The organism is Aeromonas simiae (genome assembly GCF_014892695.1).
GTDB classification, from domain to species: Bacteria; Pseudomonadota; Gammaproteobacteria; order Enterobacterales; family Aeromonadaceae; genus Aeromonas; species Aeromonas simiae.
Genome location: NZ_CP040449.1, coordinates 170,048 through 183,279, shown reverse-complemented (window position 1 = coordinate 183,279; position 13,232 = coordinate 170,048). Strand labels below are relative to the sequence as shown.

11 protein-coding genes are annotated in these 13,232 nt (G+C 54.3%); 4 read left to right on the top strand and 7 right to left on the bottom strand.

The window, feature by feature from the left end; genetic code table 11:
• Positions 1 to 24 precede the first annotated feature (24 nt).
• From FE240_RS00850 to FE240_RS00840, 3 genes are read right to left on the bottom strand one after another with little or no spacing between them, the layout of a single operon-like run.
• The gene (locus FE240_RS00850; protein ID WP_193003007.1) at positions 25 to 417 is read right to left on the bottom strand and encodes a DoxX family protein; all 393 of its coding nucleotides are present in this window, start codon (positions 415 to 417) and stop codon (positions 25 to 27) included.
• Between the two features lie 17 nt (positions 418 to 434).
• Positions 435 to 1,121 carry a pirin family protein gene (locus FE240_RS00845; RefSeq protein ID WP_193003006.1) on the bottom strand — a complete coding sequence of 229 codons (687 nt, stop codon included), beginning with the start codon at positions 1,119 to 1,121 and terminating at the stop codon, positions 435 to 437.
• 46 nt (positions 1,122 to 1,167) lie between these two features.
• The gene (locus tag FE240_RS00840) at positions 1,168 to 1,491 is read right to left on the bottom strand and encodes a hypothetical protein (protein ID WP_193003005.1); all 324 of its coding nucleotides are present in this window, start codon (positions 1,489 to 1,491) and stop codon (positions 1,168 to 1,170) included.
• Positions 1,492 to 1,757: 266 nt separating this feature from the next.
• Between FE240_RS00840 and FE240_RS00835 the strand changes: the two genes are divergently transcribed.
• From FE240_RS00835 to FE240_RS00825, 3 genes are all read left to right on the top strand, one after another.
• The gene (locus FE240_RS00835) at positions 1,758 to 2,654 is read left to right on the top strand and encodes a LysR family transcriptional regulator (RefSeq protein ID WP_193003004.1); all 897 of its coding nucleotides are present in this window, start codon (positions 1,758 to 1,760) and stop codon (positions 2,652 to 2,654) included.
• A gap of 377 nt (positions 2,655 to 3,031) precedes the next feature.
• Positions 3,032 to 3,796 carry a helix-turn-helix domain-containing protein gene (locus FE240_RS00830; protein ID WP_193003003.1) on the top strand — a complete coding sequence of 255 codons (765 nt, stop codon included), beginning with the start codon at positions 3,032 to 3,034 and terminating at the stop codon, positions 3,794 to 3,796.
• Positions 3,797 to 3,889: 93 nt separating this feature from the next.
• On the top strand, positions 3,890 to 5,812 hold the full coding sequence (locus FE240_RS00825; protein WP_193003002.1) for an alkaline phosphatase family protein: 1,923 nt from the start codon (positions 3,890 to 3,892) through the stop codon (positions 5,810 to 5,812).
• Between the two features lie 202 nt (positions 5,813 to 6,014).
• Here FE240_RS00825 and FE240_RS00820 read toward each other — a convergent pair whose 3' ends face one another.
• Positions 6,015 to 7,463: a chitinase gene (locus tag FE240_RS00820; RefSeq protein ID WP_193003001.1), complete on the bottom strand. Its 1,449-nt coding sequence runs from the start codon at positions 7,461 to 7,463 to the stop codon at positions 6,015 to 6,017.
• A gap of 442 nt (positions 7,464 to 7,905) precedes the next feature.
• Between FE240_RS00820 and FE240_RS00815 the strand changes: the two genes are divergently transcribed.
• Positions 7,906 to 8,754, top strand: a complete 849-nt coding sequence (locus FE240_RS00815) for a PhzF family phenazine biosynthesis protein (RefSeq protein WP_193003000.1) — start codon at positions 7,906 to 7,908, stop codon at positions 8,752 to 8,754.
• Positions 8,755 to 8,847: 93 nt separating this feature from the next.
• Here the strand turns inward: FE240_RS00815 and FE240_RS00810 are convergent, their stop codons facing one another.
• The 3 genes from FE240_RS00810 to FE240_RS00800 all read right to left on the bottom strand — a co-directional run bounded on the left by FE240_RS00810 (position 8,848) and on the right by FE240_RS00800 (position 13,070).
• Positions 8,848 to 9,426, bottom strand: coding sequence for a penicillin-binding protein activator LpoB (locus FE240_RS00810; RefSeq protein WP_193004387.1), 579 nt, complete (start codon positions 9,424 to 9,426; stop codon positions 8,848 to 8,850).
• Positions 9,427 to 9,974: 548 nt separating this feature from the next.
• A complete protein-coding gene (locus tag FE240_RS00805) occupies positions 9,975 to 10,922 on the bottom strand; it encodes a transposase (protein ID WP_193002999.1) in 948 nt (315 codons plus the stop codon).
• 324 nt (positions 10,923 to 11,246) lie between these two features.
• Positions 11,247 to 13,070, bottom strand: coding sequence for an AIPR family protein (locus FE240_RS00800; protein ID WP_193002998.1), 1,824 nt, complete (start codon positions 13,068 to 13,070; stop codon positions 11,247 to 11,249).
• Positions 13,071 to 13,232 lie beyond the last annotated feature (162 nt).

Genomic DNA, 13,232 nt, shown 5'->3' with positions numbered 1-13,232 from the left:
TGGAAAATCCTCGTAAACAGTCGCTTACCAGTTTTTGCCCAGCTTGTTGTCGAGGCTGAAGGCACCGGCACCGGCGGCAGCCAGGGCCAGGAAGCCACCGACGATGGAGATGTTCTTCATGAACATCAGCATCTGCATCTGGTCAGCCGGCTGATAGTGGAAGATGAACGCCGCTACCAGGGTGAAGCCCGCCAGGAAGACCGACAGAGTACGGGTGAAGAAACCGGCCATGATGGCCAGACCACCGCCCAGCTCGAGCAGGATCACCAGGGGGAGCAGGAAACCGGGCACGCCCATCGCTTCCATGTAACCTTGAGTACCGGCGTAACCGCCGATCTTGCCCCAACCTGCGACCACAAACATCAGGGCCAGCAGAAAACGACTCAGCAGCAGGGCGATATCTTTCATCTTTTCCATTTTCAATTCCTCATCTCTCATGGCAGGTCAAACAAAAGGGCTTCAGTGGCGGACTCGGCCATGAGCTCCCAGTTGGGTTCATCGCGACTGAACAACCCGTCGCCGGCTTGGGCAGTGAGACCACCAGTGGTCAACTTCCCGGATATCATATGCAGGTAACCGTTACGTCCCTGCAGAGCCCAGGTGAGACTCTCACCTGCAGCCAATTGTAACCGCCAGACTCTGGCTTGTTGGCGAATCGTAAACGATCCTTGCTCACCCGTGGGGGAGGCCACCAGCGTCATGCCGGGCTGAGCCTCGATCCGCTTCTGCTGATAACCGGGGGTCGTGCCATGTTCATTCGGCTCGATCCAGATTTGCAGGAACGAAAGGGGTTCAGTTGGAGACGGATTATACTCACTGTGGCGAATACCGGAACCCGCGCTCATCAGCTGGAACTCCCCGGCCGGGATCCGCTCTACATTACCCAAGCTGTCTTTGTGCTCAATGGCACCCTCGAGTACGCAGGTCAGGATCTCCATGTTGGCATGGGGATGGGTACCGAAACCGCTACCCGGCGTCACGTGATCCTCGTTGATGACGCGCAGCGCGGAGTGACCCATCCACTTCGGGTCATAGTAGTGCCCAAAAGAGAAGGTGTGGTGGGTATCCAGCCAGCCGAAGTTAGCATGCCCACGTTCTTGTGCCGGTCTCATTGCGATCATGTGAACGCCTCCTTAAATTCGTTAATTTATCTTCTCGCGGGTGGTCTTAACCCTGATGGCCACTACCGAAGCCAAACGGCATGTGCAGTGTGTCGCGCTGACCCGCCACATTCAGGGTCAAAATGCCCTGGGTCTTGGCGGGCAGACGCACTACCTGGCGACCGGTCAGGCTGGCATGGGTGCTGGCGATAACATCACCAAACTCATTGCGCACCTCAAGCAGCGGATTACCTTTCCCCTCGAGGGCGGCGGTGGCTTGCCAGTCGACAAACAACATGCCCGGTGTAGCGCGAACCTCAGCCGGAATAGCGGCTTGTGCGGCAACAGAACCCATCATGCCCAGCAGGGCGATTGCGATTTGCTTTTTCATATCTTCAATCTCTCACGTTACATGTCATTGCCAGCGTCGCATTGGCGAGCTGTCCAATGCATCCTTGCCAAGAGACCATTCAAAAATGTTGTTGCTACAATCTGGTTGGTCTCGGTTCATTCATGAGCCTTAACCTTCCCTTCAACAGCGATATTCAGGTCACTTGTCGGTTCGTCCTAAGCGATGAGGGCATGATAGGGAGTCTTGACGAATGTTGTTAGCAAGATAATCTGGCATAGAGATTCAAATTATTTGAAGGTGTTTAGATGGGTAAGGAAAGGGCATTAACACTGGAAGCCATCCGGGTGCTGGACGCCATTGAGCGCCGTGGTAGCTTCGCCGCCGCCGCCGAAGAGCTGGGCAAGGTTCCCTCTGCATTGAGTTATACGGTGCAAAAACTTGAAGATGAGCTCGATGCCGTGCTGTTTGACCGCAGCGGCCACCGCACCAAGTTCACCCCGGCCGGACGCATGCTGCTCGAGCGCGGCCGGGTACTGCTCGAGGCCGCCGAACAACTGGTCGGTGAGACCAGGGCGCTGGCTCGCGGCTGGGAGACCGACATCACGGTCGCGGTCGATGCTCTGGTCGCCATCCCCGACCTCTATCCGCTGGTCGAGAAACTGGCCGAGCAGACCGACACCCGACTGCGCTTTCGCGCCGAAGTGCTGGCCGGCAGTTGGGAGTGCCTGGAAGATGGCCGTGCCGATCTGCTGATCGCCAGCCTCAACTCGGACAGCATGATGTCCGGCATCAAGCACCAGCTGTTGTTTGAAGATGTGATGCTCTATGTCGCCCACCCGGATCACCCGCTGCACAAGGAAGCGGAGCCGCTCTCTGATGAGACGCTGCGCCGCTACCGCGCCATTGCCGTGGCCGACACCGCCCTGCGCAAACCGGCACTCACCTATCGCCTGCTCGACAAGCAGCCGCGCCTAACGGTGAGCACCATGGAGGAGAAACGGGCCGCATTGCTGGCCGGGATCGGGGTCGGCACCATGCCGCTGCGCTGGGTAAAAGAGGATATCGATGCCGGGCGATTGCGGGTGATCAGCCCGGAGTACCGCCACCAGATTCAGGTGGTGCTGGCGTGGCGCCGCGACGTCATGGGCAAGGCCAAGAGCTGGCTGGTGCGGGAGATCCCGAGGCTATGGGCCGCAAAATGAGCAAAAGAAAAAGCGGAGCCCCGTCGGGATCCGCTCAATTTGCCAGGAAAGAATAAAAACCTTGCGGTTTAAAACCCTTAAATTGGAAGCAAACGGCCGATGACACAACCAGGAAGGCGTTGAAATCGACCACGTGACAAAGTATGAACGATGTAATATTCATAACCAGCACTTTGTTTTGAAGTAGAGGAAAGTGCACCACCCGGTATCACTAACTGCTCCTTCATTATCACACTGGTCTGGCCAATCCGTTGATATTGGGTAAAGAGACGAAAGCAGGCGCTGAGGTATCCACATACTGGTATCAGAATCTGTCTATCCCACCCCTCATGTTTTAGCGGAATAATTCAATAAATATGCATAAAGGGAACGAAAGCATGCCTTATAGCCAGGTATTGGCCAACAACATACTAGAGACCCTGAAGAAGATCCTGAACGACAAGGGGATCCGCTATCAAAGCCTGGCCGATGCCCTTGGCGTCTCCATCGCCACCGTCAAGCGGATGATGAACAAGCCCTCCCTGCCGTTCGATTCCCTGCTAGAGATCTGCCATCTGGTGGGACTCTCCTTCGAGGAGCTGCTGGAACGCACCCAGGATGTCCAGAGCCGACGTGCCGTCTTCACCAAGGAGCAGGATGACGCCTTCCACAACGAGCCCGGTCTCTACGCCTTTCTGGCCAACATCTTCTGGCGCGAGAAGAGCTTGGTCGACCTGCGGCGTGAATACGGCCTCACCGACGCCTCCTGCTACCTCTACCTGCGCAAGCTAGAAAAGCTCGGCATCCTGCAACTGGGCATCGACAACAGCTACCACTTCCTCATCAGCGAGCGGATCACCTTCGAGCAGCACAGCCGCTTCGCCCGCCAGCAGGCGCGCCAGGCCATGACCATGCTGGGTGACTACCTGGTCGACAACATGCACAAGACCAACAACTACATGGCGCTGTGCCAGCTGCACCTGGAAGAGCACGAAGCAATGGCGCTGATCGAGCGGATGAAGGAGTACTGGCACAGCGAACTCAAGCTAAACCGGCCGGCGGTCGGCCAACGCGAGGGGAGCAAGACCTACACCATGTCGCTGCAACTGGCTGACTGTGGCTATCAGAGCTTTGATGACCTGATCCCCAACATAGACGGTTAGGATTAACACTGTCATTAATTTGCCATGGCGCGGAAACCCAACTGATAAATACATTAAATACCATTCCCTCTCGATTATTAATCAGAGGTTGAAATGAAATTCCGCACTTTAATCGCCTGCGCTACCTTGCTTGCAGCCGCCGGTTGCCATGACTCAAGCTCCAGTGAGGACGCGCCCTCCCCCCCTACCTCCCCCAAGCGCAAGGTACTGCTGCTCGGCGTCGACGGTCTGATGCATGACTATGTTGCAACACACGACCCCGCCATCACACCGCATCCCGATGCCCCCAACTTCCAGCGGTTTACCACGACCCGCTCCTTCTCCGGCGGCTATCTCTCGACCAGCACCCAGGTCGCCACCCTCTCCGGCCCCTCTTGGTCCACCATCCTGACTGGCACCTACACGGATCAGCATAAGGTGACCAAGAACAATGACCAGCCCATTGCCAACATCTCCCTGTTTCAGCATCTGCAAGAGAAGCTGCATATCAGAGGCGGGTCGTATGCCTCATGGAGCAATATCAACACCAGTTACCTCAGCAAGCAGCAGCGCTTCATCAACCAGCGGGTCGACGGTAAAGACCGGCCGCAAGACATGGGCGGCGATGATTATGTCGTTGAGCGGGTACTCGAAGAATTAAACGATGAGCAAAGCCGGCTCGGCGTGCTGTTTATCCATCTTGATGACATGGATGGGGCTGGCCACAGTTGTGGCTGGGGCGAGTGCTACAGCCAGCAGTTGCCCATCACGGACGCCCATGTCGGCAAGCTTCTCGATGCGGTGGAGCAGCGTGAGGCCAAGTTCAATGAAGAGTGGCTGGTGCTCTACACCTCGGATCACGGCCATGTGGAGAAGGGCGGCCATGGCGGCCAGAGCAATGCCGAGCGCGAAATCATGATCGGTAGCAATCGCCCCGAGCAGATGAACGCCTTCTTCAGGCAACCAGCCCCCCCAGTCAGCCTCACCGGCGACGAGCGCCGCGACGAGTGGATGGGCTATCCGGGACAAGCTTCCCTTACCCCGACCGTACTGAGCTGGCTCGGCTACCAAGCCACCCCGGAAGATCAGTTCCAGGGGAGCTCGCTGGTTGGCGAACTCGGCGCCTACAAGGTGCTGGCCAAGAGCGAGAGCGATGCCGGCCCCACCGCCAGGGTCCATATCAGCTGGCAGGCCGGTGACAACGTCAAGAGCCAGAATATCTACCGTAATGGGACGCTGGTTGCGACCCTCGATGGCAAACAGCGCGAATGGATTGACGAGCTGGCCGTCAGCCAGAGCCTACCGGCCGGTAGCTACGAGTTGCGCTATGGCGTGCAGGCTGATGTGGGCGGCACCACCACCTCCAATACGGTCACCATCATCCTGGGAGAACCGGTCGACGTGCCGGCCCTGATTGGTTCGGCTCATACCGCGCTCCCCCTCGATCAGCTCGATGGCGCCATTCAATGGCTCGGCAGCGGCACCCCCTCCTTTACCAACGGGCCGCACAACGGACAAAAGGCGCTGCGCGTCGATCGCACTCAAGGTTATGCCAGTCTTCCCATCACACTGGGTATCGGGAAGGGTCATAGCTTCTCGTTCTGGTTCAAAGCCAACCGCTACCGCTCCGATCCCAACGTGCTTTCCAACAAGAACTGGAGCAGTGGCACCAATCCCGGCTTTACCTTCCCCATCGCCGATGGCGCCATCAAGTTCCAGGGGGGTAACGGCATCAAGCGCTTCGATACCAACGCGCTCTCTGTTCCCATCGGCAAGTGGGTGCGGATCACCGCCGTCTTCGATCCCACGCGCCAGGGGGGCCAGCTCAACGTCAACGATGAGACCAGCTCGGCCTTTGCCAGTGGCGTGAAGAGCATCACGTCTCCATACAAGGTCATCAACTTCGGAGAGGGGGGAGACGGTGGCTACAACCTGGACAAGGAGGTCGACTTCGAATTCGCCGACTTCCTCTACTTCGACCGAGCCCTGTCCGATCTGGAGGCCAAGTCACTGCAACAGCAGTACCTGACGTCATAAACCTAGCGGGGCCGTTGGCCCCGCGTCTTTTTCTCTGGTGCTAACGGGTAGAGATCAGCGAAGCAAGCTCCCTTCAGTTCGCAACAAAGGCGCCGTGAGCGGCGGCCCATCGCCGGCTTGCAACTCCCCGCAGGGAGCCACCCGCTAACCTCAACGAGCCCCAAACAACAAGGCGCCCAATGGGCGCCTTAACACTCGCGGATCACTGGGGCACCAGCGCCCATGGGCCTCCCTTGGTGGGCTCATCCCCCTGAGTCCACCACTTAGCCTGATAGACTGCCCCCTGATAGCTGGCCTTATCCCCACCCACATAAACCTTGCTCGCCTCCCAGAGCGGCACGCCACCGACCGGCGGCTGACTGGGCTCAGTGGTGGGCGGATCGAGCTTATCCACCAACCGCACCTTGGGCCAGCCGGCGTGAGAGCCATAGAAGTTGGTTACGCATTTTTCATAATCGCCCTTCACCAGCGCCGAGTAGGCGGTCTGGTAGCCCACCAGCTCGCACTCGAACGAGTAGCCACCGGGACGATCGGCGTAGTACTTCCAGTTGCCGTCCCAGTTGGTGTAGAGCACGTCGCTGGCACCGTTCAGATTCAGGCTGCCGTACGGGGTCTGCTGCCAACAGGTGTTCTTCTCGTCGGCCAGCAACGGAATGCCGTAGTGGGCGGCCAGCCCCTCCCAATAGCGGATGCGGTTAACCGGCTGCCCCTTGTCTTTGTTCTGGGCGCCGCACTCGATGCCACCGTTAATGATGTTGATGGTGGTGCCAAAGCCGTAGCCGATGCCGGCATCCAGCTCGCGCTGGGAGGGTTTCCAGGTGCGATCGATCACGTGCAGCATCGAAGGTTTCGGTGCCTGCGGGGTGAGGAAGAACCAGATGGCCGAGGCGAGGTTGAGCCAGGAGTCGGCCACCAACCCCGGATTGTTGAGCAGTACGCTGGCATCACCGTCGTACATGGCCTCGGAGAAGGCGCCGTAGTTGAAGTGATAAGAGAGCTGCTTGGCACCACGCCCGAAGTAGCCCTGGCCGCTGGCACACGGCCACTTCTTGTTTTGCCAGTCATTCTGGCCGCAGCCTGTGGTGTAGCCAGTCTGCCCTTCCGACCAGCCCATCTCGCGCACGTGCACCAGCGCCTGCTGCCACTCCTCAAGCCCGAGCGGGTTGTCCGAGACGTTCTCCTTGGCAATGTGGCCACCGGTCTCTTGGGCAAAGTGAGCAAACATGGTGACGATAGATTTCTTGCAGATGGCGTCGGCATTGCGCCCGTCGCTGTAGTCGCCACAGAAGGCCGGGAACTTGCCCACCGCCCGCAGGAAGCGCACATAGGTGTACTCGGGCGCCGCCATCTGGGTCAGGAACTCCCACTCCGAGGCAGGAAACACCCGCTCGGCCCGCTTCACGTTGTCGGGGTTGGAGGCCAGCCCCGGCTCGATGGCATCGACCACGGCGTTGGCGCGGGTCTCGAGGGCCTTGGCCCAGATGCCGTACATGGGGTTGGCCGTCTTCTGCTGCTCCACCGCCTGCACATCGGCTTGCGGTATGACATAACCGCCGGGGTTTTGCGGGTCGGGCTGGATATTCATGGCGGCATGGACGGGCAGCGCACAGGCAGCGGCCACCAACCAGCCGCAGCGGGTGGGTTTGAACATGGGACTTTCCTTATCGTTGTTTTCTTGGCCCCCCGAGCATAGGTACCAGCCCCACTAACTTCACGACGAGAATTAAGAATTATGCTGATTTTGTGAGCAGGCTCGCACCTGGCTCCCTCACTGCCCATTCCTGGCTTATCTAATTGAAAAACAATGAGTATCAGTTCAACCGCCCCCTCCCATGGTTAAAAGGCCCCTCCCCTTGCGTGGCTCTGATGGCGGGCGCCACGCCCACATAATCAGCCAGCGCCTACGGCTTATGCCCTTTCATCCTGACGGAGGGCAAGCCACAACTGAATAATTATGCCTTTACACAGCGAAAGCACGCCCCTTATCGTCGACAAGGGTTGCAAGGGAGAGGTGACCGGCCCCACGCAACATACGTAACAAAAGAAGCTTTTTTAAAAACCTTCGTGTATCGAGCCAACCGAGGAAAATGACGTTGAAATGTGAACTTGTCGATGTTTTCTCAACGAAAAAACTCAATGGAAATGGCCTGACTATTTTCTCTGACGTCGATCATCTTTCATCTGCCGATATGCTCGCATGGACACAAGAAATGCGGCAATTCGAGTCGATCTTTATTCAGGTGAAGGGAGGTGAATTCCACGCCCGGATTTTCACCATTGAAGAGGAGCTGGATTTTGCCGGCCACCCTTTACTCGGCCTTGCATACCATTTGCATCACCACTACGGAAATGGCCCTCGCCATGAGTGGCGCGTGCACACCAAGAGCAAAGTGATTCCCCTCACCAGCCTGAAAACGGCAGAGACCTTCACGGCCACCATGAGCCAGGGCAAACCGGAGTTCATCCGCACCTTATCAGAGCAAGAAGCCCAAACGCTGTATGCCGCGCTCAATTTGACGCCGCCGAGCGAGGTGAGCATCGGCGCCGAGGTTATCTCTACCGGATTGCCTTATGTCATCCTGCCGGTGGCATCACACCAACTGGAACATATCGTCTTCAAGGTGAAGGATTTAGCCCCGCTGATTGCGCCACTGGGGGCCAAATTTCTTTATGTGCTTGACGTGGATAATCGGGAAGGAAGAACTTGGGATAATCAGGGCGCCGTTGAAGATATTGCCACCGGCAGCGCCGCCGGCCCGGCGGCCGCCTATTTATTCAAACACGGATTAATCAGTAGCCATGAATTGACCCTGCATCAGGGGCGCTTCCTGGGTCGACCGAGTGAAATTAACGTCGCCATCGCCGAGCACGACGGGGAAATCGCGAATATTTTCGTCAGTGCCAATGTGGTCAAGGTGGCCGATATCAGTCTCGTTGACTAAGCATCTGCAAAAAGGCACCGCCCGCATCAGAGCAGGCGGTGCCTTGCAAGGTATCCCTTGGCATCAAGAGGCCGCAGCCCCCATCGGTATGGCTCAGCGCTGGGCGGAGCGGCTACCACTCCAGATCAGCTCACCGCTTTTCAGATCCATCAGGCTCATGGCGAGCTGGTAGCGACCCGACACCTCCCCAAGATCCCCATAGAGCATGTAACCGGCACCGGTCTGGCGACCTAGCCGCACCAGGGAGGCCGGGTTCACGCCCCCCTGCTGGTATTCGAGCTGACCTGTGACGGCCGCCACTCGGTCAGCATCGACCAGGCGAAACCCGCCCGCCTGAATGCGTGGGCGCATGGCCGCAGCCATGGCATCGGTATCAATCTGGCGCTGGGTATTGTTCTGGGGCGGCGCCAGCAGTAGCACCGGCTTATCCCCCCGTGTCAGCGCCCGCACCTCGGGGGCCTGCACCACGGCATTGGCCATCGCTTGGGCCAATCCGAGCGGCGCCACCGGCGTGGGCTGCGCAGTGCTGACCTCCGGCTCGGTGACCACCTTATCCGGCTGTTTTACCGGCGGCGCCGTTTCACCCACCGGCGCCGGGCTGCCGCCATAGGGATTGACCGCACAACCGCCCAGCAACAGGGCCCCCACCATCAACACGCTACGCAGCTTCATCATTTTCTCTCTTTATCAGAAGTCCGTGTGACGAACCTCGTTCACCGCCCGAAGGCGATGCCGCGGCCCCACCTCATCCCATGCTAGAGACAAACCTCGGCAGGGTCGATGCCCCCGCCCCCACCGGGCGACAGAGGCTGGCGAAGCAGGGCTCCACGACAAATAAGAGGGCAACCCGCTCATCGGTTGCCAGCACGCCATCAATACACTGCGAAAATGAGGTGACAGAGGGAGGCGAGAACTAGGCCGCCAGCATCAAGCCGATTCATTTTTAGATTCGATTCATTTTGTGATTCATTTTGGGACATCCACCTTTTGCATGATGCATTCATTTTGGGACACCCACCTTTTTGTATGAGACGTAGACTCATTACTCAGGTGCTTAACACCTCTCATTACTCTCTCTGGACTAGTGCTACCGCCAGAGCGGGTGACTAAATGTTCACGATAAGACTGTTGTGGATACGATATCCACATGGAGACAGTGGCGGTGAGTCATACCGCACAAGCATGGGCAATACGGTGTTACCGAGAAGTACTAAAAGGATTCACACTCCTAGCTGATAACATCGCCGCTGCCCACAGTGGTGTGCGTAGCGCTCTCGAGCTACACCGGGGCCGATAGCCCGGATGCCGCTTCGTTTGAACAATGTCACCTGCTTGAGCCAGTCGTCGCCGTCGAGTTGCAGCCGTTGCAGGATGGGAGAAAGCGCTTCGGGAATATGGCCTCGCTTATCATCGCGAATAGCACGACCAGTCCAGTCAACCAGAGTCAGATAATCGATAAAGGTGTAGGGAAGTGACTTGGGTTCACCTCTCTGAGCAAACGGGAGCAACAAGGGTGGCAATTCAGTGGTTTGAGCACGCCCAAGGCGCTGGCTAATGCTGGTGTAGTCGCTCTCCTCCGGTGTCTCAGCCAATTTTGCTCGCACCGGGTTGAGCTCCACATAGGTCATGCAGGCCAATAGCGCCGACTCCGTCAGCAGGGCCTGGCTCTTGAAGCGCCCCTCCCAGAAGTGGCCCTTGCAGCCATCTTCCTGATTAGCCTGACGAGCCAGCCCCTCGTTGAGCAGGCGTACAAACCAGCTGATGGAGTAGAGCCGCTCCCGCCACTGCGCTATCAGCTCTTGCACCACCGCCAGCTCTGGCTCAATCAAGGCATCCCCCTGATACCAGCGCCGCACCAGCAACGGCCATTGAAACAGCCCGGCCCAGCGCTCGGCCACCTCCCGCTCGCTCCAACTCTGTGCCTGCTCTGGGTCAACTTTCAGCACTAGGTGGTAGTGGTTATTCATCACCGCATAGGCGCAGATACCGATGGCAAAGAGCCGTGACAACTGGCCCAGCCTGTCAACCACCCACTGGCGGCGATGCTCGTAGCTCTGGCCCGAGTGGGCATCTTCACCACATAGGAATGCCCGCCGCACACAGCGACTCACCACATGGTAATAAGGCGTATCCTGCAAGCTGATTTGACGTGAACGGGCGATGGTCATAGCGAGTTCCCTCTGCGCTGTCGCTTAAGCCAAGCAGACCGCTACACCCCTGTCAAAATGGTGGGTGTCCCAGAACTTCGGTGCCTGACGGCTAATCCAAAATGGTGGATGTCCCAGAACTCGTAGCAAACGCCCTCTTCTCTGTCGCTTAAGCCAAGCAGACCGCTACCCCTCTGTCAAAATGGTGGGTGTCCCAGAACTCGCTGCCCCTGTCAAAATGGTGGGTGTCCCAGAACTTCTCCGTTAAACTAAACAAAAACATGTTATTTGGTGACGGGCGAGCAGGATGGCTCGCCCTTGCAAGGAATTGGCTAAATCACCTTCTTATAAAATTGAGGAGACTTGCTCATTTATACATCGAGAAAGTATTGCATTAATTTCATCTCGCCTTAAGTCAATGAAATGGATAAATTCTTTCTCAAAACGGCTATTCCTTAAATATTTTTCTAATGAAAAATGTCTAGTTGGAAGACCTGTTTTTCTATCAACCTTATTTATATAACCTGCAGAATCAGGATTATCTTTCGCTGTTGAAATAAAAAGCTCCCATACATCCTCAATCACCGGAATTGAAGCCTGAATAGCATCGTCATTACTAGCATCCTTGGCGTTAACTAAAAATTCGGTTGCAATAAAGACCTTGGCATATAAATCCTTTCTTATTTTCTGAGAATGAGCGTTGAGACCGATAGACAGCGCATTATGGACTTTAACCCCTGTTGATGCTCGTGCTATTTCTCTATCTGTGATTTTTTCCAATGATGGGAACTTATTTTTCTGGAATAGTCTTTTTTGAAATCCTAAGTTAATTTTTCCATTAGATGCGAAAAATACACGCCAGAAAAAATTTCGTTCAATTACTTGCTCTTTTTTAATATAGCCATCTTTTAGCCCATCAGAAAATTCGCCACGCTTCCTCTCGTATAGCAAGCCAACGAGATTAAATACTTTATTTTGTAAATTTTTATGATACTCATCGTTTGAGAATTTATCAGCATTTATAACTGGAGTCTGTTTATTCGTGGCAACCGAGATTTCATCTATAAGCTGTAGTTTCTTTTCTACTTCACATTCAGATACAGTGATAACCTTCAACATTACTTCTTTATTATTAAAAACATCTTCCGCTTTAGCTTCATTTTCTTCAAGAATGCGACTTAAAGTAAACGATGTTTGCCCACCGTTTATTATTTGTGGATTTTTCACTCTAAGCTGAGCTTTGTTTTTTTGCCCAATTTTTTCATTAATATTTGTTTCCTCTGACAACATGGTTATTCCATTATTATAGAGGGCGAACTCATTTGTGTTAGAGCCAATTATAGTAGTATGGATCGCATCATTCACCGTACGACCATCCATATCAAGATAACTTCTAGGATTATACTTCAAAATTGCATTCTTATATTTACGCATCATTTTTGCGATTTCTATCGCAGGAACAAAGAGAACTGTTATTTCACACTCACTATATTTCGTCTCTACGGAATAACTTATTTTGCTACCAGAACTTTTATTTGACAGGTCAATCGGTATTATTATGTCGCTAGCCGTAAAATAGTTTCCAGTTAGTACCGGAAATAGCAAACCATTATACGTTTTCTCATAATCGAAAACATCCACAGGGTATCCATCAGTCAACCGCTTTAGTTGATGTACAGAATAGCCTCTTAGATTTGCTAATATCACCACTTGATACTTATATCTGGCTATATCACTTATGTTAGAAATCTCCCGCTGTAATTGTTTTATCTTACCATTATAAGTATTGCCATGTTCATCATGTTCCTCCCCTTCCAGAATCCTGCTAATCTCCATTGAGAGGATTTCGTCAAGGCTTATTTCTTTATTTTCAAAGTTGTGTGAATTGGCTCTGAACTTAGATTGAATTAAATATATAACTTTATTATCTTGATCAATGTGATAGCCATCAATCCCTCCATCATATCCTTTATCTGTTAGCGTATGTTCCCTCTCTGAAAAATCAGTTATTCCGAAGCTAACTTTCAAATACAAATGTATAAAGGCCCTAGCTCTACACTGATTTATTTTTTCTATATCAGTTTCATTTTTATTGTATAGCTTGCTATATTTATCAGGTGCCTCTTTAATTATTTGATCTAATACAGATATTAGATAACCATAATGCATATGCTCTCCTTGCAATATTTACATATAAATACTTATAAGTGACAATCTACTCTACACCCGATTTATAAATGAATGAATATCTAGATTCACATAACTCAAAAAACACTTTGAATAACGTCTAGATAATCCCATCTCCGTAGACAAAGCAAAGCGGCAAGCAGT

What these genes read in the sequence shown, in the direction of transcription:
- FE240_RS00850 (WP_193003007.1), bottom strand. Translation starts at nt 417, where the DNA reads ATGGAAAAGATGAAAGATATCGCCCTGCTGCTGAGTCGTTTTCTGCTG.
- FE240_RS00845 (WP_193003006.1), bottom strand. Translation starts at nt 1,121, where the DNA reads ATGATCGCAATGAGACCGGCACAAGAACGTGGGCATGCTAACTTCGGC.
- FE240_RS00840 (WP_193003005.1), bottom strand. Translation starts at nt 1,491, where the DNA reads ATGAAAAAGCAAATCGCAATCGCCCTGCTGGGCATGATGGGTTCTGTT.
- FE240_RS00835 (WP_193003004.1), top strand. Translation starts at nt 1,758, where the DNA reads ATGGGTAAGGAAAGGGCATTAACACTGGAAGCCATCCGGGTGCTGGAC.
- FE240_RS00830 (WP_193003003.1), top strand. Translation starts at nt 3,032, where the DNA reads ATGCCTTATAGCCAGGTATTGGCCAACAACATACTAGAGACCCTGAAG.
- FE240_RS00825 (WP_193003002.1), top strand. Translation starts at nt 3,890, where the DNA reads ATGAAATTCCGCACTTTAATCGCCTGCGCTACCTTGCTTGCAGCCGCC.
- FE240_RS00820 (WP_193003001.1), bottom strand. Translation starts at nt 7,463, where the DNA reads ATGTTCAAACCCACCCGCTGCGGCTGGTTGGTGGCCGCTGCCTGTGCG.
- FE240_RS00810 (WP_193004387.1), bottom strand. Translation starts at nt 9,426, where the DNA reads ATGAAGCTGCGTAGCGTGTTGATGGTGGGGGCCCTGTTGCTGGGCGGT.
- FE240_RS00805 (WP_193002999.1), bottom strand. Translation starts at nt 10,922, where the DNA reads ATGACCATCGCCCGTTCACGTCAAATCAGCTTGCAGGATACGCCTTAT.
- FE240_RS00800 (WP_193002998.1), bottom strand. Translation starts at nt 13,070, where the DNA reads ATGCATTATGGTTATCTAATATCTGTATTAGATCAAATAATTAAAGAG.